Below are 26,642 nucleotides of genomic sequence, written 5' to 3' on the forward strand. Positions count from 1 at the left end.
GTGCCATATGTTGCTCTTTAACCTTCTTTGGTAATTATGAAAACTTATTTAAGTTAACATTGCAACTATTCTGACACTGGGGGGTAACATATACCTCTACTTTGTGAATGTTCACAAAGTACAGGCATATGTTACATAATAAGGAACGTTGATGTTTAGCCATGAATTTTATGCCTTAGTGATTATCACATTAGTCACTGTTATCACCCCAGGGCCAGACTTTGTAGTCGTGGTTAAAAATACGGTTGGGGTATCGAGACGGGCGGGGTTTTTAACTGCGTTTGGTATTGCCTCTGCAATTTGGGTACATATATTTTATTCTATTGCCGCAGTTCAATTTGTGGCCACGCAATCTGAATTTCTATTTGAGGTAATAAGACTACTCGGGGCAACCTATCTATTTTGGCTCGGGTGGAAATCATTAACGTCGACAGGACAGTCTTTGGAACCAAAAACAGAAACGGATAAAATTAAACGCTCTGCATTTTGGAAACAAGGTTTTATTAATAACCTACTAAACCCCAAAGCCACGCTGTTCTTTATCAGTATTTTCAGTCAAGTGGTCGACCCTAACACACCGATCTTCCTTCAAGTTGGGTATGGTGTCGTCATCACGATTATCTGTTTTTCTTGGTTTTGCTTCATCTCAATCATGTTAACCATTGATAATATGAAACCCTATGTAAATAAAATCGTGCAACCCGTTGAAAAAGTAGCTGGCGTTATTTTTGTCTCCTACGCATCAATGGAGATTTATAACAGTTATCAACTTCATTTTTTATAATTACAGGAGACAGTTTTAAACTAAAAATGTAGCGCCGAGATACTTAATTATGTTTAATTACACTTAATGCGTATATACCGCTAAGCGTCATCATGGTACAAATAACAGGCCATGCCGATATAATTTGGCAAGCAGTAAGACGAAAACCTAGACAGCCTCGAATAAAATCGGCAGGGAAAGGACCATAATGACCCGTAACCATGAGCAAGGACTGGCGCAGCGGCCTTGAATAATTCAATGTTGAAAGAGTTAAAAACATCCATAATCATACAACTGATCTTTGCCGTCTCAATCGCGCTATCTGTTATTATGATTTACGCCATTGATCGTTACAAACATCAGCAACAGCGCTCAGCGGTTCAAAACTTATCCCACAGTTACGCCAATCTCATTGAAACTAACATCAATCAGGCATTATCGGCCGCATTCCCACTTGCCGCCTTAGTCCAAAATCAACACCTTGATGAGGCTAGCTTTACCCTATTCGCAACTGAAATGTTGCCTTTCTATCCTGGTATAGCGGCACTGCAACTCGCTCCTAATGGTATTATCCAATATATTGCACCATTAGCAGGAAATGAAAAGGCAATTGGCCATAACTTACTTACCTCTCCGAACCGGAATAAAGAGGCATTTTCAGCCAGAGATAGCGGTAACTTAACGCTGACAGGCCCTTTTCAGTTAATCCAAGGAGGCTATGGCGCCGTTGGACAGTTACCTATCTATTTGGATCGTCCAAGCGGTAAACAGTCTTTTTGGGGCTTCGTGGCTGTTTTAATGCGTTTCCCACAAGTACTCGAAGCAGTAAAGCTACCGGACTTGGTCGAGGCAGGGGTCGCATATCAGTTATCTCGCATTAATCCAGACACTGGACAAATTCAAGTTTTATCAAACTCATCAGCACCACTGTTAGTTAACCCTGTTGCAAATAGTATAGACATCGCGAACGTGACTTGGATGTTAAAAATGTCCCCCATCAATGGCTGGATTCACTACATGTCGATTCTAGTCATGATTCTGCTCAGCATAATATTTACGAGCTTGACCACCTTTTCCGCCATATTAATCATGCGTATAAAGGACAACCAAAAGTCGCTTAAAAATATTGTAGCTGAACGTACTAAGCAATTGAGTGATAATTTAACACGCTTAGATTTGGCGCTAAAGTCAACGGGTCAAGTGTGGTTTGAGCTAAACATACAGAGTGATGAAGTTTTATTTGGCGGCCAAAACGAACAACTGACAGATGTCAATCCATCCAATATTAAAACGATCTTTGAACAATGGTTAGAAAAAATTCATCCCGATGACTTTGTATCAGCCTCCAATCGATATAAACAATCCTTGGTATCAGGTATGCCATTTGAACTTGAATATCGGCTAAAAATAAAAGATGGAAACTGGTTATGGATCCACACGGCCTGTGAATTTACAACATGGGATGAGCATCATAAACCAATCTGGTGCACCGGCGTTCATACCGATATCACCCAGCGCAAGCAGATAGAGCTGCGTGATAATGCCCGCAACGCGGTATTAGAGAAATTATTAAAAGGCGATCCATTAAAAATAATTTGGGAACACATAGTTAACTTCATCGAACAAGAACAAACGGGAGCACTGTGTTCTGTGCTACTGATCAATGCACAGGGCACGCATCTTAACTCTGGATTTTCATCATCAGGCATTCCTGATTATTATAATGAAGCAGTTGATGGCATTGAAATTGGCGATGGCGTGGGCAGTTGTGGCACCGCAGCGTTCACCAAAAGAAGAGTCATTGTAGAGGATATTCAAACTCATCCCTATTGGGCTAATTTTAAAGCGTTAGCAGCCCGAGCTCAACTAGCCGCTTGTTGGTCCGAGCCGATTATCGGGTCAAACAACCAACTGCTTGGTACCTTTGCAATTTACCAACGTGAGCCAAGTACGCCAACCGAACACGATTTCAAATTGCTCGAATTCGCAGTTCAACTCAGTGTGATAGCGATTGAACGAAATCTGTCCGATGAAAAGCTTCGGCTTTCTTCCCGCGTATTTAACGATACTAATGAAGGACTGATGATTACCGATGTGACGGGTAACATTATTGATATCAACCCTGCTTTTACTCGAACCACCGGGTACAGCCGTAGCGAAGTATTAGGTAAAAAACCCAGTATCCTCGCTTCCGACAAGCAGAGTCCGGCTTTTTTTATTGAAATGTGGCAAAATCTCATGGAACAAGGTTACTGGCATGGGGAAGTCTGGAATAAAAAGAAAAACGGCGAGCTGTTTGCGGCGCGACTTTCTATTTCGTCACTCACCAATGATGATGGTGAAAACTTGCACTACGTGGGGTTATTCTCTGATATAACCCAGATTAAACAACAGCAACAAAAGCTGGAATTGATGGCGCATTATGACATGCTCACCAAGTTACCCAACCGCTCACTGCTTGCTGACCGTTTTAGGTCAGGTATTGCCCATAGTCAGCGCACTGACACTATGCTGGGTGTTTGTTTTCTCGATTTGGACAATTTCAAACCCGTCAATGATAGCTATGGCCATGACATAGGCGATCAATTACTCATCGCCGTAGCCCAACGTCTCAAAAGCAATATCAGAGAGGAAGATACCGCGTCACGCCAAGGTGGCGATGAGTTTGTCCTGTTACTGGGTGATATTGAATCACTTGAGCACTGTGACGAAATACTGCAACGAATTAATTACTTTCTTGCCCAACCTTATATCATTGCAGGGCATACTTTTAATATCAGTGTCTCAATTGGGGTAACGCTATATCCAGATGATGATGCCGATCTGGATACCTTATTACGTCACGCTGATTATTCGATGTATCAAGCAAAATTAACCGGTAAAAATCGTTTCCATCTGTTTAATCCCGAGCGAGATCAACAAACAATCCAAAAACACCAGCAACTTGATGAGATAAAACAAGCCTTATCAAATAACGAGTTTTCTTTGTATTACCAACCGAAAATCCATATGAAGACCGGCCAGGTATTTGGTGCTGAAGCGTTAATTCGTTGGTTTCACCCGGAGAAAGGATTGATCCCGCCACTTGATTTTTTACCTATTCTTGCGGGCTCAAAACTAGAAAACCAAATCGGTGACTGGGTTATCAACCAAGCACTGAAACAAATTGTGGAATGGCAAAAGCTGGGCATTTTTATGGAAGTGAGTGTTAATATCGCGTCTTATCACTTGTTGTCAGCAGAATTTTTAACCCTGCTTGAAAGTGCGTTGGCAAGTCACCCAGATTTAGATGCCAAATATTTACAATTAGAAATATTAGAAAGCAGCGCTCTGGGTGATCTCAATACCATCCGTAATATTCTCAATACCTGTCGGGATGTATTAGGCGTGAATATCGCTCTGGATGATTTTGGTACGGGATACTCCTCACTGACTCACCTCAAAAACTTGCCTGCTAATACCATCAAAATTGATCAAAATTTTGTAAAAAACATGCTCGACGACCCTGATGATTATGCCATTATCAAGGGCGTGCTTGCACTAGCAGATTCCTTTAATCGTGAAGTCATTGCGGAAGGTGTTGAAACAACAGAGCACGGCTTGATGTTGCTCTCAATGGGTTGCTATGCGGCACAAGGTTACGGCATTGCCCGGCCCATGCCAGCATCTGATATCCCAAATTGGTTACACAACTATATCCCAAATCAGCAATGGCTAGATAGTGGCAACATAGTGGGCTCAACAAAGATAAGATAGATTTAGGACAGGGTCAGTAATCTCGATAAGCTTGTACTAATTTATCCATAAACCCAGCAAGCAATAGATTCATTCGAGTGTGGTCATGTTTAATGATCACACTCGGGTCCTGAACATACTTGCCCCGACTCTTTGTATTAAACGCTGACTGGTCATGTGTAATCAAAGTCGCTAATTGCTCGCAGATAAATTCTAAATGACACTGAAAACCATATACTAACGGCGAATATCGAACAATTTGCCGAGGGCATCCCTCACTGACCGCCAATACCTTGCTATCACTTGTCAGTCCCGGCATATCGTTATGCCAATGGCCAACAACCTCTGCTAAATCAAACTCAGCTAACTTAGGGTCGACATTACCACTCTCTGTAAGCGCGATAGGAAAGTGGCCAATCTCTTGGTAAGGACTGATTTGATATGTCCCCCCTAAGGCTTCACCAATCAACTGCGCGCCCAAACAAACACCAACGACGGCTTTATTTTTCGATATTGCTTGGTTAATAAATACTTGCTCAGCCAGACTATCAAAATATACACATTCCTCTTGTCGGGTATTTGGGTTCTGCGGTCCGCCTAATACAACAAGCAGATCAAACGCATCCACCTCACAAGGTAATGCTTCATTCAAGTACACTCTAGTGAAGCTTACCTGATAGTCATGCAGAGACGCCCACTCAGTAAAATACCCTGGCCCTTCATAAGATTCGTGCACAATAAAATGGATTCTCATATTTCCCCTGTAATATTATTTGGCTATTGGCTTTATGTTACACTTACCCACAATGACTGAATAAGGCCATCGAGACATTAAACCATGCCAACCAGCCAAAATTTATCCGCAAATACATTAATAACACAACATCAGCATGCGCCAGCATTAATCAATACCATCGAGATGCATAAGGGATTTATTGACAAGTTGCACCAGCACCACTGGCACCAACTTATATTTCCAATTCGAGGGTTGATACAAACAGAAGCGGATGACTATCAGTTTCTTGTACCTCATACTACAGCGATCTTTATTCCGGCTGGCGTTGACCATGAATCAATCGCCATCACCGACACCACCTTCATTGGCCTATACATCAATCCCGACTATGGTCGCTGTTATACCCGCAATGCAGGACAACAACTTAAGCAAGTTTCCATGACGTCTTTTCTCAAAGAACTGATATTGATGATTAAACAACAATGTCAATTAGAGCCAGCACTTTCACACGACAATATCTTGCGCTTACTTGAGGTGTTGTATGACCAAATCCATACGAGTGAATCGTTCAAATTCAAACTATTAATTCCTGAAGACAGAAGAATTAAAGTGATCTTTGAGCGATTAACAGCGCAACCAGAACTTGATTTCACCTTGTCCAAATGGGGGAGGATAGTCGGGGCATCAGAGCGCACACTGTCACGGATATTTGCAAAAGAGTTCAATACATCGTTTGCGTTGTGGCGACAGCATTTACGTCTGATCCAGTCACTGTCTCTGTTAGAGTCAGAGCTTTCAATACAAAGCGTGGCACATCAAGTGGGTTATCAAAATGATTCATCTTATATCAAAGCCTTTAAAGCACGTTTTGCTATGACACCACAGCAATTCCGCACCAGAAACCATCGAATTTATGTCGAATAAGCTCAGTAATAAAAATAGTTTTACTGTAGTATATTTAGGGTCTTTCTTATATGAGCGCTTTCAATGTCTAATACCGGTCAAGATCAATCAATTGCCAACATCTCTCTCGCACAATTAGCACAACCACTCGATGCAATGCACATTGCCCAATTAACTTCATTTGCTTATGGCCTGCCGCCACTGTACTTTTGCCGTGAATATTTAGCGCAAGACGAAAAAACAGCGATTAGTCATTGCTTACAACGTTTAGCCAATGGCATGAGCAATCAAGCATTCACATTAGAACAGTTAACGGTGTTATTAGCAGAAAGAGATTATTACGACGACTATGAAGCGCGTCTACGTTTAGGGCCAGAGTTAGTATAACTTCACCTTACTCGATATTAAACTACACCTTTTCGATTTCCTTCGGGATACTATGGCGAGCGGCGATGATACTCTTTATTGATAAGAGCTGCTCCCTTCTTGCACCTTTTGTGCGTACGTTTTAACATGCCCCACCCTACAACATATCTGCAACCAAGCATCTCCAATATAGATTAGAAATCTATATTTCATATATTAAATCAGCGTCACGATCTGAATATATAAATCTTTAATAATGATATATAAAACTTAATTGTTAGATAAAACTTTCTAAATTGTAAGCGTACAATTCCATTTATACCTTAGTGATTAAATTGAATTAGGGACGCCAATTTCGCTTAAGGATTAATTTTCATCATCCCAAGCAAAAAAAGCTCCTCTGCAATAACAAGGAGCAACACATGATCGAAAACATAGAGCGTATAATCAAAGAATATCTATTACTCAACGATATAGAACAACATCAAGTTTATTACATTATAAAAGTGTTAGAAACCGGAAATAAAAGTGAAAAACGCATAATCTGTGAGTCTATCGGTTTAGAAAAACTAATTGTTTAATGTTATGTACGATACTTCTCTAAGATACTACCCAATGACAGTGATGCTTCTACAAGCTCTTGAATACCGGTAACTGACGCCTGTGTTGAAGCCAGTAGCACGCTTGATTGCGAGCGAATATCACTAAGGTCAGTTGCAATATTATTAACTACCGACGTTTGCTGTTCGGCGGCGGTCGCGATTTGAGTACTCACATCCATCACTGACTGCGCAGATTCAGCAATATCATTCACATCAGCACCAATGTCAGTAATTATGTCTCGACTTTTATTCGCTTGCTCTAAGGTTTCAGCCGTAATTTTTGAAATCCCCTGTGTTTCAGCTTGCAACTTGTCAATCATATCCCGAATTTCAACAGTCGCCTGTTGCGTACGCCCGGCAAGAGTCCGTACTTCGTCTGCGACAACCGCAAAACCGCGACCCTGCTCACCCGCTCTGGCAGCTTCAATCGCCGCGTTCAGTGCCAGCAGGTTGGTCTGCTCGGAGATCGCATTAATAGTAATAATAACATTGTCAATTTCAGTCACTTTCTCATTCAAACTAACCACAGAGACTGACGCGGCATTGGTGTGCTCAGACAATTCAGTCACCATGACAATCGCATCCCGGACTCTTTCATTACTCTGCCGGATCTTGCTGGTTTCGTTATCCGCTTGCTGGGATGCTTGCAGACCCAACCCGGCGATCTCTTTCGCCGTAGCCGACATCTCTTCCATTGCTGTCGCCACAGAATCAACCGAGGCATACTGTTGATTAACCTGGTCTTCTGAATCTCGGGCATCTTTTGCAAATGCCGTTGTGGTCCGATGGAAAGTAACGGTACTGGTTTTAACGCTTTCGACTAATTCACTGATGGTGTCCATTGAACGATCAAGTTCGTAGCCGATCACACCAAACTCATCACGTCCCACATGAAAACCAAGGCGCGAAGTCAAATCACCATTGGCAATGCGGCAGGTCGCTTGATGCATCACCCACAGGGCGCCGCTTAAGTGTGTTGCAAGCCAGTAACTAAATAGTCCAATTAGCGCAAGGGGCAGTAGAGAAAGTAAAAAAGTAAAGAACGCCTGTTTCTCCACTTCGGTGTTATCCACGGAATGAGTAAGCACAGCATAGCCCTTGCCCAACGGTATCGACACTGTTATGTCAGTATCACCTGCTGCTGCAGCTTTTGGCGGCTGGCTGACCACGCGAATATTCTGCTGTCGAAGGGATGTTTGTAAATCATCTTTATTTAAACCAACCCCTTTCAACGTATTCACCGTAGACACGAGTCTGGTTTGTGCTTGCAGATGGTTTGCAGCATTGCTTTGCGCTATGGTCGCGTAATAATGACTGCCAGAAAAACCAATTAAAGTCGCTGACATTATAATGAACAACAGCCAAAACTTATCGGTAATATTCATTTTTATGAACAGCTTATCTATGGTTCTAAAGTTAACTTCTCTCATTATTACACCTCTGATACAACAAAATACTACTCACACAATGCATTTAGATACTAATACTAATATCAATATCTACATGAATTTACTATTAAAATAAGATCTTACATCTGATAAGTAGATGTAAACCTATTTTCGTTATCGTGTAGCGTACAAACTGTAACCAAATAGATACGTAGTGAAAATATATCGTCAATAGCGATATCCATATTGTTAGACAGTAAGATCACTAACAAATGTAGGCTGGAACTTACCACGTAACAATATGAACATCAGGTAACATTAGAGCAACTTAAACATGAAAACGATACCGCGATGCTAATTCCCAACATAACCGGGATAGAACAAATAGAGCGTCAAGTTGGGATAACGTTGGTGGCGCTTGCCTTGGAGAGGGTTAAAACAGTGCTTGAATGGACATAAATACAAATAGAAAAGGCTACTAATTTAGTAGCCTTTTTTAAATAATGACGACGAGCATTATCATTCAACAACACGAATCCAGAAATTAGGACTCACCTTGGCGCGTTAATCCCCGTAACAAAAATTATTTCGCTTCACACGCGCCGATTATTGTCGGAATAGAAACCGCTGGGTGGATCAGGTAGTCTGCAGAGCAGCTTTTATCTTGGTTGTAAGTAGTACCAGTGCAACCAGAAAGAATAGTGAAAGTAAAAGCAACAACAGCTAATTTAGCAAAAGTTTTCATAGTAAATCCATTTAAACGTATAATATTAATGGTAATATTATTTCCATCATCAATGTAACGAATGACATTAGAATTTCATATCTAACATTCAACACCCTTCTGTGACTCTCGCAACATTAAATGACCTAACAACCAAATTTTGACCTACCATCATAAAAACTGATAATTTCACCTCGGTATCTTCCACTTTGGTCTGCAAACTAACGACTTTGAAAATGTGATTGAAAAGACTGAAAAGTTAAGCGGCAAAGTAAGAATGTTCGCTAGACTTGTATCGAACAACAACAGCTAACGAACTCACTCGGAGAGCGTAACCAACTTGATAAGCCGAGCGAACATCACCAAGTTCTGCTGATTTTTCAAACCAGTGAATAGACTTTTTATTGTCAGCATCGATCAGACTATCTTCATAATAAAAGTCACCCATCGCTTGTAAAAAACCGGCATTACGACCTGACCGCGACTAAAGCACCCATGGAAACCATGACAGTCCCCGCCGTTTTGTTGATTACGTTCGATGCATTGGGCGATTTAAATACCTTTCTCGCCTTCACAGCAAGAAAAGCATAACCAATATTCACACTACCAAAAGCAACCGTCGCCGCCAACATTATTGAAGCAACATCATAATAAGAGACATCGCCAATATTGACAAAAGCAGGGAAGAATCCCACATAAAACAAAATAGCTTTAGGATTGCCCAAGGTCACTAACAGTCCAGCCATCAAATTAGACATTAATGATGACTCTTGCGTCGCTTCAATATCAACAGCCGTCGCTTTGGTCTTCAACAATTTAAAACCAAGCCAAATTAAATAAGCAGCACTAATATATTTAATGATAAAAAATGCCGTACCCATAATTTCAGCAAGCGCTGATAGCCCAAATAAAGCCAGAACGATAAAGACATAGTCAGCTAACACCATCCCAATCACCATATATACACCACGCGACAAACCAGATGAAAACGAACGTGCGATAATAGCGAATACGCCGGGACCAGGTACAATAGCAAGCAGCAGCATTAATAAAGCCATGTAACGAGGATACATGAAAACAAATCATCGCCCCCTATTTAGCCTCTCATATAACAATCAAAGCCCTATAAAAATTTTGTTTGTGCATTGATATAGTTACGATTTATAACACCGCTAACAATAGAAATGCGAAATGCGTTTATAAGCGCAGCACAAACGGGTAGGATGCACCTCATATTACTTAAAGCTATGAGACCGACATGTCGATCGCAACAACAGAAGACACCGCTACCCGCGCCTTATTAATCGCTATTCGCACCCCTTGTATTTCGCAACAGGACGTGGACGAATCATTATCTGAATTAAGCCGTTTAGTTAATACCCTCGGTTTTTCTGTGGTTGGGACTAGAACCCAACGCCAAAAATCGACCAAACAGCTAACTGTATTAGGCACTGGTAAACTGGAAGAGTTAGCCACGTTAACAGGTGAAAGTACATTTTATGAAGATGAAGTGCAGATTGAATTAGACCAAGACGAGTTAAGCCAATTATTAGCAACAACAGATGTTACATGCCAAGCCAACGTTGTGGTATTCGATTGCGAACTGAGCCCGAATCAATTACGTAATGTTGAAGCGGCATTAGGCGTCGAGGTTTACGATCGTACCCGCGTTATTATCGAAATTTTTAGTAAACATGCACATACCCGCACCGCTAAACTGCAAGTAGAGATCGCGCGACTTAATTACTTAACACCGCGATTACATGATGAAAGCAGTGGCGATCGCGAACGCCAAAAAGGCCGTTCAATCAGTGAAACTGTGTTTGAAATTAGTCGTCGCCGTGTGCGCACTAAAATAGCCGAACTACGACGAGAACTGACCAAGGTACAACGCGAGATGCATGGTCGAAGCAGTGGTCGTATCGAACAGTTAACCGTGGCGTTAGTGGGTTATACCAATGCCGGTAAATCATCTTTAATGCGTGCTCTAACAGGCTCTGAAGTATTAGTTGAAGATAAACTGTTTGCTACTTTAGATACCACGGTACGTACACTACAGCCGCCGACAAAACCGCGTATTTTAATCTCCGACACCGTTGGTTTTATCCAAAAGTTACCTCATGATTTAGTTGCATCATTTCATTCAACCTTGGAAGAAGCAAAAAATGCCGACTTATTGCTTTACGTGGTTGATGCATCAGACGACAATTTCATTTCGCAATTAGCCATTGTTGACCATGTATTAGGGCAATTAAATATCGATTTGAATAACAAGGTATTATTGCTGAATAAAGTCGATTGTTTAAGCGAAGAGCAACAGTTAGACCTGCTGGAACGCTATCCAGATGCGCTACAAATCAGTGCCCATGACAAAGCTGATGTCGCGTTCGTACATCGAGAAATTCAAAATATACTGGAAAAGAAAATGTGCCCAGCTTGCTTTGATATCCCTTACACAGCCAGTGGTGTAATGGGTGAAATTCACAGTAAAATGCAGGTGCTTGAAGAGGAGTACCATGAAAAAGGTATTCGCATCACATTAAAAGCTAGCCCGATTGCCTTAGAGCGATTACATAAAATGCTGCAACTCACGACTTTTTAATCCGTCGTTATAAATAAAAGGTGACCGTTTTACGAGTCACCTTTTTAATCCATTTCAACAGCGTTAAATGACGAACATGGCCGTAAATGCGATGCACATTACACAATTAAGCGAGTTTGGCTGCAACTCATCCCCTAGATTAGCGTGTGTATATTATCACTTTTATGTTCAATAGACCGCATATATGAACTTTACCCCAAGCCCCCCAGAAGGTGATCTTATATCCATAAGTGAATAGTGATCTTCATAACACTACAAATCCCCAAATACAGAAAAAACAATCTAGATCAGCATAGTTGAAACAAAGTCTTTGACAGTGAGAATCGTTATCAATACGATTCGCTTTGAACTCAGTGGTTTAAATGAGTAACAATTAATAAGGACATTATATGAAAAAAATGACTTTAGCTATGCTGATCGTAGTAGCTCCTCTCACTTTAATTAATGCATCCTTTGTGTCTGCTGCGAAACCTGCCGATACAAAGCAAATAGTTCAAAAGCAACCTGAATACGGTATCAGTGTTGCGAGTGCTAAACGTGAAATAGCATTGGAACTGAGTCGACAATACGCTCAGGTCTTACCGGCTCTGCAATCTGGCATTAACCGATATAATTTAACTGTCAATGCGGATCAAGTGTTGCAGTCTAGTGGTATTGCAACTCAGGCATTACATAAAAGTGAGCGGGCTATTCGTTCGGCAAAAGGTTTACCAACTAGGTCGGTACAAAACTCCATTTTTAAGCGCGTTGATAATCCTAACTTAGTTCAATTTCGTCTCGCTGACGCAAGTATGCTAAGCGACTGGCAGCAAGGTGTATCTCCGTTATTTGCCTTCGAGCCAGAGGGCAATGATAAAGACTGGGCTAATATTGAAGCCTATGATGTAAATGGTGATATTCAGCTACTCGATGTGTACCAACTGCCAGACAGACCGGTCATTGTGGTTGGGTTAGATAAACAACAAACGATGCGTGAAGGGCTAGCGGTAATGCGCAAAATATTAGCTCAAAGCACTGATTCAGCAAAACAACTCAAGTCGGCCTATCCTCAGCGAAGTGCGTCTAAATCTGGAGATAAACCGATATCGACGACCTTAATTAAGCAGATAAGCTTACAGGATGATCAGGAACCTTGGATATCAGGTGCAGCTGAAGTATACGCGATAGTGAATGGCGTTAACCCTACCCGTGATGAGCCAGTCCTTGATATCATTGAAATGCCTTATCTTGATTATGCAGAGAAAGAATACTATCCAAATCAAGTCGTCATTCATTGGGAACGCTATCGTTGGGCTGCGGCAGATATTATATTGATGGAGCATGATGACGGTACAAATTACAAAGAACTTGCTACGCAGCTCGTCTCTGCTGCCGAAACAATTTTAAAAGCAATTCCAGATCCTGAAGTACAAGGCTTTGCTATTATAGCCACCATCACCAATGGAATAATAAAATCGTTACCTGATGCATGGTTTACTAATGACGATGATTTTGTGGATGCATATTACACCTTACAAGAAGGTGAAACATACACAGATCACTATGGCGCAGGTGGTAATGCAAGAGCGACCTTTGCACCTCTGGTTATTCAGCCAAGGTAAATAATCTATTACTAAAATTGTGTGGTGGTATCGCTAATGCCACCACAATTTAAGATTAACGTTTGGGTATACTTAGATTAGTTGCTGGAGAACTAAGATGAATCAATTATTTACATATATTGAGGCTATAAATGGCGTTGATGAAAAAGTGCGTATAGTTAATAAAGTGATCACTAACAACTCCTACAATGACCAAGGCATTACTGTCACTAGCTTTGAAAGCCTATTATCTTTTTCTAATGGTGTTATTTTAAAACACTGTATCGAGTTTGATGAGTTACCACCATCCTCTGAAGTATGTGCGGAATATTGGGTTAGCTATGAAGTTATAGATTCATCAACTGAAAGTGTAAGCCCAATGAAAAAAACATTCATCAATAAGTGCCAAGAAAGCTTTTGGTTAAAAATACAGAAAATGACGTGAATAAACCAATGAGAATTCGATAGCTACCTGACTGGATGCCACTCCTGAGTAACCAATAATTGAAACTAAAAATACCCCTAGCCTAGACTTATGGGGTATCACAGAACTAAACAACCAAGATCAACGCATAGAAAAAACGTTAGCATGAACCGCGGTACAGCTTCATTGTGGTAGTAATAAACACTGAAACCCACTAGACACCAGTTCCTTACCGTTAATAAACCTCTTCCGCAAGTTCGACTTTAAGCTCGCCAGCTTTTGCTATTTGCTCTGAACTCATATTCGTTTTTACTTCTCTGATAGCATTAGCAGCCTCTTGATAGCCATCTTCATCAGCAAGAGAGTACCAAGCTAGAGACTGTACAAAATCACTGTATACGCCATGACCATTACGGTAAGCATACCCTAACTGATACTTACTGTAGGTATTGCCGTTATAGGCTGCAGATTTATAAAAACTGAATGATTTTTTATAATCAGATCTTTTTACAGCACATTGCACTCGGTTATCATAATAGATATCAGCTAACGCGACTGCAGAACGAGTATATTCATCTTCATCAAACGTTTTTTGGTATATCGCTATTGCCTCAGCGCAATTTTGTTCTACGCCTTTACTAAACTGGTAAGCGTAACCAACTTGATAAGCCGAACGAGCATCGCCAAGATCAGCTGATTTTTTAAACCAGTAAAATGCCTTTTTATTATTTTGTTTAACCCCTTCTCCCAACTTATATTGGAAACCAAGATCATACATAGCACTGTCATTACCGAGTTCAGCACTTTTTATAAAATAATCAAACGCTTTTTTATAATCAACATCAACTCCAGCACCGCCCTCATAATAAATAGTACCAAGTGAATAATAACCATGGGCACTATTTTTCACAGTCGATTTTTCAAACCATTGAATAGCTTTTTTATTGTCAGCATCGACTAGACTATCTTCGTAATAGAATTCACCCATAGCCTCAATAGCTTGTAAAAAACCAGCATTAGCAGCCTGTTCCATATACAAGGTACCTTGCTCAACATTTTCTTGGAAATCACTGTCATACCAAAGTACGTTAGCGGCAGCATAAAGCGCTATAGGGTCCGTACTGTTTTTAGCAGCATTCACGGTTTGCAATTGTTGCTTATCGTAAGATTCCATCGAAAGGTCAAACGCCTGCACTGTGTTTACAGCACAAGCATAAAGTAAAATCACTAAAATACGTTTCATTTTAAACTACCATTTATTAATCATTTGAAATGCCAGTTTAAACTGACCACTCAGGATTATCAATAAATTTGACACTATCCGATTGATATACATATAAAATATAAAACACCCCATCATCCAAGACCCATAAACATAAGACTTAAAGGTGAATACCACTACGTATAAGAAAAAGTCCTTTTAAGTTAATATGTAAAAATCTCAGAGCGAAACGTGAAAACTATTATTGACTCATTCATAATTTTATCTCATGATTATTTTCATTTAAAATGAGTGTCAGTAATGTGCCAGATTTTTGCCAATCAACCCTTAGAAAGTTACAGTTATATCACTCGATCTATTCGTATTAGCGGTCATTCTACAAGCATCAAATTAGAAGCCAGCTTTTGGGATATTTTAGATCAGATCGCGCATCAGCAAAATATGACCACGCCAAGCTTTATCACTTATATCTACAATGAGGCATTACACTACAACGGAAAAATATCCAATTTTGCTTCATTGCTACGCTGTGCTTGCTTACTTTACTTAAAGAGGCCAGATGACGTTATGGAGATAGTGAAACAGCAGCTTATGGAAGCAAATCATAATAATTAAATTTAATGTAACACCCTAGTACTACCTAAACCGTCCTGAATTTAGTTACTCTGCTTTCCACAGTAAATCGGAAGAGTAACCAATGGTCAAACTGATCCACAGCATGTTAAGAGTGTCTGACTTAGAACGCTCAATTTTATTTTATCAACAAGCCCTTGAGCTTAACTTGGCCGATAGGTTCCCTTTTAAAGACTTCACTCTCGTCTATTTAAAAAACAAAGAGTCTGCTTTTGAGCTCGAACTAACCTTCAATCATTCACCAAGTGAAGAACCGGTTCATGGAAATCAATATGGTCACCTAGCTGTGAGCGTTGCAGATATTGATTCCGTACATCAAAAACTAACCAATCTAAATTTACAGCCGAGTAAAATTAAATGTCTGCAGTGGGAAGAACAATTATTGGCTACATTCTTTTTCATCTCAGATCCGGACGGATACAAAATCGAATTTATTGAACGAAAAGGTCGTTATATTTAACCATTTTTAAAACACTGAACAGCGTATATAAACAGGAAGATTTATGATTTGTTTAACTGCAGAATTTATTGCCCAAACGGGTAGCGAAAATCTATTAGAACAATTGCTAACCAGCATGCTAGAGCCATCACGACAAGAAGATGGTTGTATTAGCTATCAATTACAACGCACGGAAGATAAAAGCATCTATCTATTTCAAGAAAGATTTGTCGACCAAGCTGCCTTCGACTTTCATTGCGAGCAAGATTATTTTAAAGCCTTAATTGAAAATGTTGGAAACTTAATCATTGCCGAGCCAAAAATTCAATTCTACATACCTGTTGAATTAAAATAATCATCGGCTTAATACTAAAAAGGCGCTCATCTGAGCACCTTTACCACGTTTGTGCGCAATAGCACTATGACCAGTCTTGTTAGCTCACAGTACTGATAACATCAGTTACGCCACCAATCAGCATTTCTACACCAATCACAGCCAAGATCAATCCCATAAGGCGGGTAACAATACCAAGCCCACTCTCACCGATTGCCGATATGATCTTTGACGAAAAAATAAAACAAACAAAGGTGATAAGACATAAAACAGCAAACGCAGATATGGTAATAATAATTTCACCCCACCCACCTGCTGATGAATAGTTCATCGCGGTGGCAATCGTGCCAGGTCCAGCCAGCAGAGGCACAGCAAGCGGTGATACAGCCACATCTGAATCATTATTGTCTTCTGCTGTATGTAACTTCGAACTTTTGCCTTGCAGCATGTGATAACCGACAAGGAATACTAAAATACCACCGGTTATGCGTAATGCTGGCAGCGTGATCCCAAATAGATGGAAGATTGATTTACCTAAAATCGAAAATAAAACAATAATAACAAAGGTGATAGTCAGAGATTTAACTGCGACTTTAACTTGTTCCGACTTTCCCATACGCCCTGTTAACCCAGCAAAAACCGTGGTATTTGCAATCGGGTTCATAATGGCAAAAAAGGCCATGAAAACGGTCAAAGCATGTTCAAATAATAGGTTCATCTTATTTTTTTCCTTAATAAACAGACGATTTCATCGTAATAATGCGTATATCAACTATACCAGAATGAGCCTGCTAAGTTATAAAATATACAGTTGCTAACAGTAAGGGCCGATGGCAACTTAAATGCAGACGCGGTTATGATACTTAACCACAAAGACGCTATTTTGTTTTTAGTCGAAAATGCACTTGAAATAGAAGTGACTCCCTTTGTCATTCGAAACTTGCATCAACTGCTCATGCAGCGATCCTACTTGCAGGCTTTAAGGACATGAATAAAAGAACGGCCAGACTGACTATAGTCGCGAGCAGCAAGTTAAGATTGTGACGCCCATATATCATCTATATGTAAAAAATAAGCAGAAAATCATTCCTAATGATATTGTTACTTAAATACAAATAAGGAAGTGTCACAATGCCTGTGCTGCAACGGATCAGTGTAACCCTATTTTTAATCACCATTCTCGCGGGGTGTGCCTCACTGCCCGAAGAGATCGAACATCCTACTGAACCGTTAGACACGCAGCCAGTCAGTTCATTGTCCGCATTGATTGACTCTCATAGACCTCAACAAACTCGACCTGAGCAAGAGCAAGCAGGAATGAACGCAGTTCTGTTACTGGATAGCGGTTGGAATGCATTAGCTCAGCGCTTGGCACTTATCGAAACAGCAGAGCACAGCATCGATATCCAGTATTACATTTGGAACAGCGATGCGTCAGGAAGCTACCTAGCAAGCCGCGTGCTCGCAGCGGCCGATCGCGGCGTTAAGGTACGGGTCATGCTTGATGATATTAATCTTAACGAACGAGAAGATCTGCTCGCGACACTTGATCGTCATCCGCAAATAGAGATCCGCATATTTAATCCAATCCCCACTCGAGGATTAACCAAGTGGCTACATTTCATAGGTGACTTTTCTCGTCTAAACCGCCGTATGCACAATAAGTCATTTACCGTCGACGGGGCAATGTCCATTGTCGGGGGGCGTAATATCGGTGATGAATATTTTGATCTTTCTGATGACATCAATTTTCGTGATCGTGATGTACTGGTATCAGGTCCGGTGGTAGACGATATTCAAACTGGCTTTGGGCAATACTGGAACAGTCGCTGGTCTTACCCTGTTAACCTACTGACCGACAGCTTACTAACTGATGACTTACTAACTAATAGTACCGCTGTAGAGCTAGCCATGCTGGATGAGGTGCCAATGCCCCGCTACAAACATTATCCCGCGTTACCAGCAAGAAATGAGACTGCCAAACGCTTGTTAAAAGATTCAATACAACAATCATCTTGGGTACAAGCGCGTTTTGTTTTTGACCGCCCAGTCCCTATCGATGCCAGTGATACCAACAAGCCCAAGCTGACAGCTAAAACACTAGGCGAGTTGGCGGCTCAGGCCGAGCAAGAGATATTATTAGAATCTGCTTATCTGATATTCGATGATCGTCAACTGGCCGCGTTACAGACATTGACTAACAAAGGCGTGCAGGTAAAAGCACTCACCAATTCACAGGCCTCTAATGACTTAGTCGCTAATCATTCTGGTTACGCAGCACGACGTCTGGACATGCTTGACAGTGGCATGCAGCTATTCGAATTAAAACCAGATGCTAGTCTGTGTGAAGCGTCGACGAAAGACATGTCTAAGTGTGCGCCGATAGCGGCCTATGGTCTGCATGCCAAGTCGGCTGTTTTTGACAAGCGTGTCGCAGTTATCGGTTCTTTTAACTACAACTTACGGTCAACCTATCTCAATACAGAGTCTATTTTAATTATTGAAGATCAAGCTGTGGCGATAAGTCTGGCAGATGATATTGAGCAGGCGATGAGTGAAGATAATAGCTGGCGCCTGGACTTAGATGACGGTGATATCCGTTGGTATTCAGGGAAACAAAGTTGGAAATGCGATCCTGAGACTAGTCAATGGGAACGCTTTAAATCAGGTTTTTTACAATTGCTGCCCATTGAGAAGTACTTGTAAAACGAGCGAGCAGTGTCGAACTTGTGGCTAGGTTTACTTAGCCACAACACACCGCTGTTTGTATGTTTTATTCATCGCTTAGCAGACTTACCTTTACTGAAAAAATGTCGCTTAAACATTTTAAAGCTCACAATTAACATCAGCAGAGATAACATAAAAGCAAGTAACGCTGCAGACCAACCATAGGGACCGGTTAAACAATCTGGGGTCTTACAAACAACCTCAAAGGGTTCAAACATCACTAACCAATAGCTAAAATACCCAGCTGAAATAGCTAATATACTCGTAAATAAAGCAGTGGTAACAAACACCATAGGCGTTAATGAAATTGTAGACGTTTCATCATTCGCAGTCAAAATTACATAACAGAGAAAACCACATAGAGTAGAAAAAAAGACGACGACAATGGATAATAAGGCATTAATGATTGCGGCTGGCAACAACAAAACCAGAAAAAACGGCATTGCGATTAACACTACCAGTATGCTTTTATTGCGCTCGCTCATGCTTTACCCATATTATGAACTATCGTTATGATGAAGCTTACTCCGCCGAAGACTTACTTTTTAGTTGTTTAATTTCGGCTTTTAATTTTTTTATTTCTACCGGTCAACACAGAACATAACAACAATGATAACGATAAAATAAACATCGATATACTCTGTTATCAAAGGAGAATCAATAAATACAAATGCTGCAAACGCACTACCTATAGCAGATCCAACATACCACGCACCATAAAGAGCGACAAGGCCCATATCTTCCATGTTTTTATTAAAAAATTAGTCCCAGTTTTTTACAGCCCTACTCTCGTTACAACTATATGATGAAGTATCCACTGCCGCTATCGTCTTTAAATCGCAACAGCACAACACTGATAAGCGACTATTTATCATTGAGAGTTATTTATTTGCTCTGGTATTATTTTTCTAAATAAAACCAATATGATTAACTCAGTTGGAACAAACCTTAATCAAAATTATTTAACTAGGAGTGATTATCATGAGTAACTTACTTAACCAAGCACAAACTATTTACACTACTGCAAAAGACACTGCAAAAACATCTATCACTGCTGGTTTTGGTGTTTATGGCATTATCCTTGATGAAGCATCAAAATCATCAGATAAAGTGACACAACTTTTTGAATCTCTGGTTGAGCGCGGTACGCAAGTAGAGCCTAAACTGAAAGAGCAAATGTCTGCCATTTTTGCTAAAACAATCACGTTAGAATCAATTGAAACTAAAGCACAAAGTATCACTAGCCGTTTTACAGGTGTTCAAGGTTCAAAATTAAATGAATTAGAAAGCAAAATTGACCTACTTACGACTATGGTTAGCGAACTAAAAACGACACCTAAAAAAATAACTAAAGTACCGGCAACTGCTGAAGCATAATAATACTTTAACTGTCGTGGTGAATTGCAATGAGCCTCCTTATTTGGAGGCTTTTTTGATCTTGGAGTAAAGTGCGAACGGCTTGTTAGAATAAAGAGAGTGCGCGGTTCAAGTTGATACCACATCTACATCATGGCGTTCTTCTTTAACGTCTATGGCATCAAATTTATGCTCAGTGACGGGATTATGCTAATCCCACCCAGCTTATTTATTATTTTTACCGTAATTTATAATGGTCTGTCGATAAAGTGACAACAAGCGTTCGTCTTCTACCGCGATACCCACCCGTTGTGGCTTATTACTGTCCCATTCATCGTGCATATACTCACGTTTATCGAATTTTTGTATTGTCATGCCTTCCGCAGGGCCATCGGTGACTACACGTACAGGCCCTTCTCGTAGGGTAAACAGAGACGGGTCTATCACATAGGCGATAGCCGATGGATCATGCACATGACAGCCCTCTAGGCCGACTTTCTCGGAATAGAACTTTAAGTAATAACGGCTGATATCCCAGATAAACTGACCAACTTCACCAGCATCGTCCCTGAGGCGATCAAGATAGTCTTTGGTAAAGAAGCTTTGCTCGGTCACATCCAGACCTATGATCACTACGGGCCAAGACGCACCGAAGACCATATCTGCAGCGTGGGGATCATCATGAATATTGGCCTCGGCATAGGGAGTCACATTGCCTCGGTGATCGTTAACACCAAATGCACCGCCCATCACCACCACTTCTTTCACCAGGGTCACAATGTCGGGAGCAGCCTCCAACGCCAGCGCAAGATTGGTCAACGGACCCACGGCCACCAGTGTGATTTCACCGGGTTCGGCCCTTAGGGCATCTATAATATATTGATAAGCAGGACGCGGATCGGCCACGACGGATAATTCAGCAGGTGCTTGCACATAGCCAAAGCCAGACTCGCCATGTACCACAACAGTGGCACCAACGGGCGGACGAACAATAGGTTTCGCGGCGCCCTTGGCTACATCAGCCTGCAAGTTATACTTTTGCTTTAGAAAAAGGGCGTTATGAGTGGCATTTTCTATGGTGGCATTACCATAAACACAGGTTATGGCCTTAAGCTCTATTTCGGGGTGTGCTTCGGCAAAAATGATTGCCATCGCATCGTCAATGCCTGGGTCGGTATCCAGAATGATTTTTGTTGTCATAAATACTGCTGTTCCAACTAAATAAAATGTTTAATATACCAATATCTGGCAGAAATAAACGTGATATATAGCTAAAAAATTAACTTGTATTAAGTTTAATTTGATAACTAAACTTCTTGTAGTGTTATTCACCATTTCTATTGACCGATACGATCGGTATTTAGCTTTGCCTATAACGACAACTGGCTAACGTCTAAATTTGTTTATCCTATTGATCCTGAACTTAAATTATTTAAAGGGGAACAATATAATAATGACGATCGCAATTTTAGGATATTCCTCGACTCCTGCCCAGATCGTTGGGGTCGCTTACTCATGCAACACAGGGAAGCTGCCGTCGCGACAATAGAAAAAATAAAACCCAAAAAACTACAAGATTCTGATTACTTACTTGGTGTTCATGATATGTATCGGATGAGCGCATTACGTTTTAAAAAACAATCCGATGGACCTTTCTTAGATAATAACGATAAATTAGCTGCGCCGCCAATATCGTCACTCAGAGAGTTTGAATACGCAGCGAATTCACTTTTCATCAGCAATGACTCAACTTAGTTATTATGATTGGGACAATCGGCAGCTGTTTTATAGCTTCTTTCACTAATATTGAAACAAAATACTTACCTGATTTAGTCTTGGATACGGTAAGTGAACTTGGTTTTCCTGTGAAGTAGCGCGACCACTTTATTTTAAGCGGTTGCTTTGATTTAAATTTAGGGTAACCAAACCCTGACTTAAAAAAGGACTGAAAACCTTTGTTAAGGTATTTTAACGCCTGTTGCAAAAGCACGCTTGATACGTCTTTCAGCCACAAAAAGTCGGGGTTTTACGTCAAAGATGATAAATATATTTATGAATGTAAATATTTGTACTAGCTTAGTCCGACAAACGCTTACATTTTAAACATTGAATAAGACTTTTTAAAAAACCTATAATAATCCTACATATTATTAAGGCGTTTAAAATGAAAAATTTATTAATACTGCCTTTTCTTGTTAGCGGTTTGTCTGGTTGTTCTGGTTGTTCTGGTTGTTCTGGTATTCGTCAAACTGACGCAACGTTTGATGCCCATGCAGAAAATGTAAATGTATTATTTATGCAGTTCCCTGGTGGTGACACCCAAGAACGAGCAATGGAATTAACGCCAAAACATTCTGAAATCGTGACAATTAAGTCAACAGTTTCAGATACCTCATCAGTCCTTGGTGTACTAAACCGCATCATTGGTGTTGATCAAACTAAAATTGCGGGAATAATCAAACAATAAATCAATCTCTTACATAGAAAACAAAAGAATTATGCCATGTAAGATAAGAACAAAATTATGGTTCGCTACGTAAAATATAGCGAACTAATTCCCACCAATCATTATTCCAAGCGTAGCTGATACGACCCAAGACAAAAGCAAACAAGCAGTCGAATTACTCGCGATTATATTAGCTAAAAATACAATTTATGGTGTAAAGCATCAATTTACATCTGGAACGAAGAAGAGGCATTGTATGGTTTTTTTAAAAATAACATTTATCATTACGTTTATGATTAGCATTTTCATATTATATAACTGGGTATGGAATACTGACGCCAATTAAGGTGAGGTGAATTGCAATGATCTCGCTTACGACCATCACACGAGGCGTAATCTTAATAATAGGCATTCTTATTACATATTTGCTATATGTTTACTCTTTATTACGGGAATGATTTTGTCTTATGATTGCTAGTTCGAGGTTTTGCTCTAGAGATGAAATCGCTGATATATGGCCTATTGAATACAAAGGTGATAATGCGCATAACGACTCTAGGTAGAATATAAATTCTTCAGCATTCTATTTTTGTATTATGGAGTCATCGTGATTGTTCGGTCTTACTCAAAATTTTCAAAGGATAATCAGTTTTATCATAAACTGCATATCATTTCTTTATTGATCATAACCTTGTTTTCGGCCTATCAATTATTGGAATTCAACCGCATCATTTTTTCTTTAGGGTTTATTTTTATTATTCCTTCGATGGTACTGCTGTCTAAATCATCAACGTATAAAAGAAAATATTTTAACTAAATTAAGAACTGATCGCGCGGTAGGAAAAAGCAATGGCGATAAGTCTTGCGAATGATATTGAGCAGGCGATCCCCTAAGATAACAGCTGGCGCTTGGACTTAAATGACGGAGAACTCCGTTAGTATTCGGGCACTCAAAGTTGGGAAAGCGATCCTGAGACTAACCAGTGGCAACGCTTTAAATCAGTTTTTTACAATTACGGCCTATTGAGAAATATTTATAGATAAAATTATAAATGTATCTATTTGCTCTGGTATTACCTTTCTAAATAAAACCAATATGATTAACTCAGTTGAAACAAACCTGAATCAAATTATTTAACAAGGAGTGATTATCATGAGTAAATTACTTAACCAAGCACAAACTATCTTAACTGTCGCAAAAGACACGGCCAAAACATCTATCACTGCTGGTTTTGGTGTTTATGGCACTATCCTTGATCAAGCATCAAAATCATCAGATAAAGCGACGCAACTTTTTGAATCTCTGGTTGAGCGCGGTACGCAAGTAGAGCCTAAGCTAAAAGAGCAAATGTCTGCAATCTTTGCTAAAAAAATCACGTTAGAATCAATTGAAACTAAAGCACAAAGTATCACTAGCCGTTTTACGGGTGTTCAAGGTTCAAAATTGAGTGAATTAGAAAGCAAAATTGACCTACTTACGACGATGGTTAGCGAACTAAAAACTGCACCGAAAAAAGTAACTAAAGTACTAGCAACTGCTGAAGCATAATAATACTTTAACTGTTGTGGTTAATTGCAATGAGCCTCCTTATTTGGAGGCTTTTTTGATCTTGGGGTCAAATCAGATAAATATGAAATTTATGCACAGAGGCAGCTTTGGTATTGCCTTCAGCAAATTCAATTGCTTCCATTAAGCCTTGTTGAATACTTTCAAATGCACGATTCATTGTAACCTCCATAGGTATCGGCTAGAAATTAGAAAACCCTGAACAGCACACAATGGCTATTCAGCTATAGCAGGATATGTTTCATCTCTTCTGTCTGAGCTAAGTAATATTCACAACGTTCTTGAATACTATGTTTATACTTTTCAACATACTCAAACTCTGCATCGGTGAGCTGCCAAGCTAGATTTACTGCTTTATCCACATTATTGATAATAGCTTTCGCTAGTTGCTTCATCGTTATTTCAAGTACGTTCTGCTTTATCCCACATTCTTCAGCAAAGAGCATCAACTGATAAGCATGCACTTCATCAGGTTCGAATTCATCACCAATAGCCATCGCAAGTTCTTGATCAAACTCTGGATACATCTGCACATTAACGAGATCGTACCATGGAGTAGGTTCCAATCCATCTGCAGTAACATAGAACGAGTAATTTTTGCCATGAGAATCGGCATTGCAGACAAGTAAATTAAAAATTGTCCAACGGAGCATGTCATATTTAGCTTGCGCGGGATTAACACAGTGCTGTGCAATACTAAACAGCTTTTCTAAACTCACGCCTTCACGGATCTCTTTTACGTCACGACTGCTACCTAAATTTCGTTCATACTTTCTAGCAACCGAAAATCCAAGCGCCTGGCATGCATCAATCATATGGCGACGCATTACGATTTTTCGTTCCGCATTATACATGCGGTCGAAACGCGTAACAGATAGGGCTTTATACTTCCCTATTGGCATAGCCTCGACTTTCGCAACCTGCATACCGATAAGTTCAGCAAGTTTCATAGTAATAAACTCATTGAGTACCAGATGCTGCTGAGTATTTTTTTCAAATTTAACGATGTGGGTTGAACAAAGTTCTCCTTCACCAAACCCGTATTCATTATCGATGTGGAATAGGTTCAATTTAGACTGAACCCCTGCCACTGAAAGACGTGGTTTCCCGTCCCAAATTTCCATCGGCCACATTTCTGGGTCTTCGATTCGTTTTATAAGGTCTTCTTCGCAGATCGAAGTAAAAGATGTTACTTGTGGTTTCGCGTCCACTGGCAAATATAATATAGCGCCAGATGTATCGAACCCAATACCCTTGATTAGAGCAAATGTATTGTTTTTGGAAATACCGAGGGCCTCAATGAGATAATCAAGTCCTTTGTTTTCGGGCAGCAAATTGGTCAGATAAATCGATACCTGTGAACTAGGTACTCGGCCACTAAGTGGAAGCTTTGGCGAGATAGGAAAACCCTTATCCTGCCATTCTTTGGTATATTCGATAGAGAAATATTCAGTATCAATGTCAAAACATATTTCACCTATGATCATCCCCCTAAAATGCATTTCTAGCGTATTAAAGTTAGAACCATTCATTGCTGCCACCTAATGTATTTTTGTTACTAGGTGTATCTACAGCGAGGCTGATACCAAGACCATTAAGGATTTTAACTATTGTTGAAAAGTATACATCTTCGCCCTTTTCAACTCTGATCAAGGTCTTCTTGGTAACACCACAAAATGACGCTGCGATTTCTTGAGTCATCGATGCTGCCTTTCTATGGTCTTTAATCAATTTACCTAAGGTGCTTGGATCAAGTTGAGTAACCATTCTACTGCCCTAAAAAGTGTACTTATGGTTACTTTAGGTCTTCATATGCTTATAAGCAAGAAAAAGTGTATCTATCTACACTATTCTTATTACTGACATTGGTATTTAGATTAAAGTGTACGATCATTCACTTTTAATAAGGGCTTATATATACAAACTAACAAAGTGTAATATCGTACACTTTTATTTTACATAGTTAGCCCACTTAACGAGTTAGATAACGGTCGTAATAGTGTCATCAACACCGTCTTATCGCCGGACTTCAGTACAGCGCATACCTAATAAATTTAGACTTCATTCACAGTATGTATTCTCAACCTAGTTATGA

The 26,642-nt window shown here is 40.1% G+C and carries 27 protein-coding genes; 16 read left to right on the forward strand and 11 right to left on the reverse strand.

Features of this window, described 5'->3' with window-relative positions:
- The first annotated feature begins 151 nt into the window (after positions 1-151).
- Positions 152-784, forward strand: coding sequence for a LysE family translocator (locus HRT96_RS15810; RefSeq protein WP_293158680.1), 633 nt, complete (start codon positions 152-154; stop codon positions 782-784).
- Between the two features lie 225 nt (positions 785-1,009).
- Positions 1,010-4,519, forward strand: a complete 3,510-nt coding sequence (locus HRT96_RS15815; RefSeq protein WP_293158682.1) for an EAL domain-containing protein — start codon at positions 1,010-1,012, stop codon at positions 4,517-4,519.
- 13 nt (positions 4,520-4,532) lie between these two features.
- Here the strand turns inward: HRT96_RS15815 and HRT96_RS15820 are convergent, their stop codons facing one another.
- A complete protein-coding gene (locus tag HRT96_RS15820; RefSeq protein WP_293158684.1) occupies positions 4,533-5,252 on the reverse strand; it encodes a glutamine amidotransferase in 720 nt (239 codons plus the stop codon).
- Positions 5,253-5,336: 84 nt separating this feature from the next.
- On the opposite strand from HRT96_RS15820, the gene HRT96_RS15825 reads away from it, so the two are divergent.
- The 3 genes from HRT96_RS15825 (at position 5,337) to HRT96_RS15835 (ending at position 7,084) form a co-directional block, all read left to right on the forward strand.
- Entirely contained in the window at positions 5,337-6,158 is an 822-nt protein-coding gene (locus HRT96_RS15825) for a helix-turn-helix transcriptional regulator (protein WP_293158686.1), read from the forward strand.
- Between the two features lie 63 nt (positions 6,159-6,221).
- Positions 6,222-6,524, forward strand: a complete 303-nt coding sequence (locus HRT96_RS15830) for a hypothetical protein (protein WP_293158688.1) — start codon at positions 6,222-6,224, stop codon at positions 6,522-6,524.
- Between the two features lie 401 nt (positions 6,525-6,925).
- A complete protein-coding gene (locus HRT96_RS15835) occupies positions 6,926-7,084 on the forward strand; it encodes a hypothetical protein (RefSeq protein WP_293158690.1) in 159 nt (52 codons plus the stop codon).
- 2 nt (positions 7,085-7,086) lie between these two features.
- On the opposite strand, the gene HRT96_RS15840 is transcribed toward HRT96_RS15835, so the two are convergent.
- The 4 genes from HRT96_RS15840 to HRT96_RS15855 all read right to left on the reverse strand — a co-directional run bounded on the left by HRT96_RS15840 (position 7,087) and on the right by HRT96_RS15855 (position 10,290).
- Entirely contained in the window at positions 7,087-8,535 is a 1,449-nt protein-coding gene (locus HRT96_RS15840; protein ID WP_293158692.1) for a methyl-accepting chemotaxis protein, read from the reverse strand.
- Between the two features lie 541 nt (positions 8,536-9,076).
- Entirely contained in the window at positions 9,077-9,238 is a 162-nt protein-coding gene (locus tag HRT96_RS15845) for a DUF4223 family protein (protein ID WP_112714686.1), read from the reverse strand.
- A gap of 238 nt (positions 9,239-9,476) precedes the next feature.
- Positions 9,477-9,665, reverse strand: a complete 189-nt coding sequence (locus tag HRT96_RS15850) for an SEL1-like repeat protein (RefSeq protein WP_293158694.1) — start codon at positions 9,663-9,665, stop codon at positions 9,477-9,479.
- A 19-nt stretch (positions 9,666-9,684) separates the two neighbouring features.
- Positions 9,685-10,290, reverse strand: coding sequence for a LysE family translocator (locus tag HRT96_RS15855; protein ID WP_293158696.1), 606 nt, complete (start codon positions 10,288-10,290; stop codon positions 9,685-9,687).
- A 185-nt stretch (positions 10,291-10,475) separates the two neighbouring features.
- On the opposite strand from HRT96_RS15855, the gene hflX reads away from it, so the two are divergent.
- From hflX to HRT96_RS15870, 3 genes are all read left to right on the forward strand, one after another.
- On the forward strand, positions 10,476-11,819 hold the full coding sequence (gene hflX, locus HRT96_RS15860) for a GTPase HflX (protein WP_293158698.1): 1,344 nt from the start codon (positions 10,476-10,478) through the stop codon (positions 11,817-11,819).
- 389 nt (positions 11,820-12,208) lie between these two features.
- Positions 12,209-13,420 carry a DUF3103 family protein gene (locus HRT96_RS15865; protein ID WP_293158700.1) on the forward strand — a complete coding sequence of 404 codons (1,212 nt, stop codon included), beginning with the start codon at positions 12,209-12,211 and terminating at the stop codon, positions 13,418-13,420.
- 97 nt (positions 13,421-13,517) lie between these two features.
- The gene (locus tag HRT96_RS15870) at positions 13,518-13,844 is read left to right on the forward strand and encodes a hypothetical protein (RefSeq protein WP_293158702.1); all 327 of its coding nucleotides are present in this window, start codon (positions 13,518-13,520) and stop codon (positions 13,842-13,844) included.
- A 214-nt stretch (positions 13,845-14,058) separates the two neighbouring features.
- Here HRT96_RS15870 and HRT96_RS15875 read toward each other — a convergent pair whose 3' ends face one another.
- The gene (locus HRT96_RS15875) at positions 14,059-15,066 is read right to left on the reverse strand and encodes a tetratricopeptide repeat protein (protein WP_293158703.1); all 1,008 of its coding nucleotides are present in this window, start codon (positions 15,064-15,066) and stop codon (positions 14,059-14,061) included.
- Between the two features lie 279 nt (positions 15,067-15,345).
- Between HRT96_RS15875 and HRT96_RS15880 the strand changes: the two genes are divergently transcribed.
- From HRT96_RS15880 to HRT96_RS15890, 3 genes are all read left to right on the forward strand, one after another.
- On the forward strand, positions 15,346-15,660 hold the full coding sequence (locus tag HRT96_RS15880; RefSeq protein ID WP_293158705.1) for a ribbon-helix-helix domain-containing protein: 315 nt from the start codon (positions 15,346-15,348) through the stop codon (positions 15,658-15,660).
- Positions 15,661-15,742: 82 nt separating this feature from the next.
- Positions 15,743-16,138 carry a VOC family protein gene (locus tag HRT96_RS15885; RefSeq protein WP_293158707.1) on the forward strand — a complete coding sequence of 132 codons (396 nt, stop codon included), beginning with the start codon at positions 15,743-15,745 and terminating at the stop codon, positions 16,136-16,138.
- A gap of 43 nt (positions 16,139-16,181) precedes the next feature.
- Positions 16,182-16,472: a putative quinol monooxygenase gene (locus tag HRT96_RS15890; protein ID WP_293158709.1), complete on the forward strand. Its 291-nt coding sequence runs from the start codon at positions 16,182-16,184 to the stop codon at positions 16,470-16,472.
- A gap of 79 nt (positions 16,473-16,551) precedes the next feature.
- Here HRT96_RS15890 and HRT96_RS15895 read toward each other — a convergent pair whose 3' ends face one another.
- A complete protein-coding gene (locus HRT96_RS15895; RefSeq protein ID WP_293158711.1) occupies positions 16,552-17,169 on the reverse strand; it encodes a MarC family protein in 618 nt (205 codons plus the stop codon).
- A gap of 413 nt (positions 17,170-17,582) precedes the next feature.
- On the opposite strand from HRT96_RS15895, the gene HRT96_RS15900 reads away from it, so the two are divergent.
- Complete coding sequence (locus HRT96_RS15900) at positions 17,583-19,157, forward strand: phospholipase D family protein (protein WP_293158713.1); 1,575 nt, start codon at positions 17,583-17,585, stop codon at positions 19,155-19,157.
- Between the two features lie 71 nt (positions 19,158-19,228).
- Here HRT96_RS15900 and HRT96_RS15905 read toward each other — a convergent pair whose 3' ends face one another.
- Positions 19,229-19,663, reverse strand: a complete 435-nt coding sequence (locus HRT96_RS15905) for a hypothetical protein (RefSeq protein ID WP_293158715.1) — start codon at positions 19,661-19,663, stop codon at positions 19,229-19,231.
- A gap of 496 nt (positions 19,664-20,159) precedes the next feature.
- Here HRT96_RS15905 and HRT96_RS15910 point away from each other — a divergent pair, with 496 nt between their 5' ends.
- Positions 20,160-20,555, forward strand: a complete 396-nt coding sequence (locus HRT96_RS15910) for a hypothetical protein (RefSeq protein WP_293158717.1) — start codon at positions 20,160-20,162, stop codon at positions 20,553-20,555.
- Between the two features lie 204 nt (positions 20,556-20,759).
- Here the strand turns inward: HRT96_RS15910 and HRT96_RS15915 are convergent, their stop codons facing one another.
- Positions 20,760-21,734, reverse strand: coding sequence for a nucleoside hydrolase (locus HRT96_RS15915; RefSeq protein WP_293158719.1), 975 nt, complete (start codon positions 21,732-21,734; stop codon positions 20,760-20,762).
- A 315-nt stretch (positions 21,735-22,049) separates the two neighbouring features.
- Between HRT96_RS15915 and HRT96_RS15920 the strand changes: the two genes are divergently transcribed.
- From HRT96_RS15920 to HRT96_RS15930, 3 genes are all read left to right on the forward strand, one after another.
- Positions 22,050-22,289 (forward strand): hypothetical protein, encoded by a 240-nt coding sequence (locus HRT96_RS15920; protein ID WP_293158721.1) that lies wholly within the window; start codon positions 22,050-22,052, stop codon positions 22,287-22,289.
- A gap of 409 nt (positions 22,290-22,698) precedes the next feature.
- Entirely contained in the window at positions 22,699-23,001 is a 303-nt protein-coding gene (locus HRT96_RS15925; protein ID WP_293158723.1) for a tRNA modification GTPase, read from the forward strand.
- A 1,132-nt stretch (positions 23,002-24,133) separates the two neighbouring features.
- Positions 24,134-24,529 (forward strand): hypothetical protein, encoded by a 396-nt coding sequence (locus HRT96_RS15930; RefSeq protein ID WP_293158725.1) that lies wholly within the window; start codon positions 24,134-24,136, stop codon positions 24,527-24,529.
- Between the two features lie 242 nt (positions 24,530-24,771).
- Here HRT96_RS15930 and HRT96_RS15935 read toward each other — a convergent pair whose 3' ends face one another.
- Together HRT96_RS15935 and HRT96_RS15940 are read right to left on the reverse strand one after the other, a co-directional pair.
- Positions 24,772-26,079, reverse strand: coding sequence for a HipA domain-containing protein (locus HRT96_RS15935; RefSeq protein WP_293158727.1), 1,308 nt, complete (start codon positions 26,077-26,079; stop codon positions 24,772-24,774).
- Positions 26,066-26,314 (reverse strand): helix-turn-helix transcriptional regulator, encoded by a 249-nt coding sequence (locus HRT96_RS15940; protein ID WP_293158729.1) that lies wholly within the window; start codon positions 26,312-26,314, stop codon positions 26,066-26,068. The genes HRT96_RS15935 and HRT96_RS15940 overlap by 14 nt, the downstream gene beginning before the upstream one ends.
- Positions 26,315-26,642: the final 328 nt, after the last annotated feature.

It is taken from the genome of Moritella sp., assembly GCF_013215705.1.
In the GTDB taxonomy this organism is placed as follows: domain Bacteria; phylum Pseudomonadota; class Gammaproteobacteria; order Enterobacterales; family Moritellaceae; genus Moritella.

What these genes read in the sequence shown, in the direction of transcription:
- HRT96_RS15810 (WP_293158680.1), top strand. Translation starts at nt 152, where the DNA reads ATGTTTAGCCATGAATTTTATGCCTTAGTGATTATCACATTAGTCACT.
- HRT96_RS15820 (WP_293158684.1), bottom strand. Translation starts at nt 5,252, where the DNA reads ATGAGAATCCATTTTATTGTGCACGAATCTTATGAAGGGCCAGGGTAT.
- HRT96_RS15825 (WP_293158686.1), top strand. Translation starts at nt 5,337, where the DNA reads ATGCCAACCAGCCAAAATTTATCCGCAAATACATTAATAACACAACAT.
- HRT96_RS15830 (WP_293158688.1), top strand. Translation starts at nt 6,222, where the DNA reads ATGTCTAATACCGGTCAAGATCAATCAATTGCCAACATCTCTCTCGCA.
- HRT96_RS15835 (WP_293158690.1), top strand. Translation starts at nt 6,926, where the DNA reads ATGATCGAAAACATAGAGCGTATAATCAAAGAATATCTATTACTCAAC.
- HRT96_RS15840 (WP_293158692.1), bottom strand. Translation starts at nt 8,535, where the DNA reads ATGAGAGAAGTTAACTTTAGAACCATAGATAAGCTGTTCATAAAAATG.
- HRT96_RS15845 (WP_112714686.1), bottom strand. Translation starts at nt 9,238, where the DNA reads ATGAAAACTTTTGCTAAATTAGCTGTTGTTGCTTTTACTTTCACTATT.
- HRT96_RS15850 (WP_293158694.1), bottom strand. Translation starts at nt 9,665, where the DNA reads ATGGGTGACTTTTATTATGAAGATAGTCTGATCGATGCTGACAATAAA.
- HRT96_RS15855 (WP_293158696.1), bottom strand. Translation starts at nt 10,290, where the DNA reads ATGTATCCTCGTTACATGGCTTTATTAATGCTGCTGCTTGCTATTGTA.
- hflX (WP_293158698.1), top strand. Translation starts at nt 10,476, where the DNA reads ATGTCGATCGCAACAACAGAAGACACCGCTACCCGCGCCTTATTAATC.
- HRT96_RS15865 (WP_293158700.1), top strand. Translation starts at nt 12,209, where the DNA reads ATGAAAAAAATGACTTTAGCTATGCTGATCGTAGTAGCTCCTCTCACT.
- HRT96_RS15870 (WP_293158702.1), top strand. Translation starts at nt 13,518, where the DNA reads ATGAATCAATTATTTACATATATTGAGGCTATAAATGGCGTTGATGAA.
- HRT96_RS15875 (WP_293158703.1), bottom strand. Translation starts at nt 15,066, where the DNA reads ATGAAACGTATTTTAGTGATTTTACTTTATGCTTGTGCTGTAAACACA.
- HRT96_RS15880 (WP_293158705.1), top strand. Translation starts at nt 15,346, where the DNA reads ATGTGCCAGATTTTTGCCAATCAACCCTTAGAAAGTTACAGTTATATC.
- HRT96_RS15885 (WP_293158707.1), top strand. Translation starts at nt 15,743, where the DNA reads ATGGTCAAACTGATCCACAGCATGTTAAGAGTGTCTGACTTAGAACGC.
- HRT96_RS15890 (WP_293158709.1), top strand. Translation starts at nt 16,182, where the DNA reads ATGATTTGTTTAACTGCAGAATTTATTGCCCAAACGGGTAGCGAAAAT.
- HRT96_RS15895 (WP_293158711.1), bottom strand. Translation starts at nt 17,169, where the DNA reads ATGAACCTATTATTTGAACATGCTTTGACCGTTTTCATGGCCTTTTTT.
- HRT96_RS15900 (WP_293158713.1), top strand. Translation starts at nt 17,583, where the DNA reads ATGCCTGTGCTGCAACGGATCAGTGTAACCCTATTTTTAATCACCATT.
- HRT96_RS15905 (WP_293158715.1), bottom strand. Translation starts at nt 19,663, where the DNA reads ATGAGCGAGCGCAATAAAAGCATACTGGTAGTGTTAATCGCAATGCCG.
- HRT96_RS15910 (WP_293158717.1), top strand. Translation starts at nt 20,160, where the DNA reads ATGAGTAACTTACTTAACCAAGCACAAACTATTTACACTACTGCAAAA.
- HRT96_RS15915 (WP_293158719.1), bottom strand. Translation starts at nt 21,734, where the DNA reads ATGACAACAAAAATCATTCTGGATACCGACCCAGGCATTGACGATGCG.
- HRT96_RS15920 (WP_293158721.1), top strand. Translation starts at nt 22,050, where the DNA reads ATGCAACACAGGGAAGCTGCCGTCGCGACAATAGAAAAAATAAAACCC.
- HRT96_RS15925 (WP_293158723.1), top strand. Translation starts at nt 22,699, where the DNA reads ATGAAAAATTTATTAATACTGCCTTTTCTTGTTAGCGGTTTGTCTGGT.
- HRT96_RS15930 (WP_293158725.1), top strand. Translation starts at nt 24,134, where the DNA reads ATGAGTAAATTACTTAACCAAGCACAAACTATCTTAACTGTCGCAAAA.
- HRT96_RS15935 (WP_293158727.1), bottom strand. Translation starts at nt 26,079, where the DNA reads ATGAATGGTTCTAACTTTAATACGCTAGAAATGCATTTTAGGGGGATG.
- HRT96_RS15940 (WP_293158729.1), bottom strand. Translation starts at nt 26,314, where the DNA reads ATGGTTACTCAACTTGATCCAAGCACCTTAGGTAAATTGATTAAAGAC.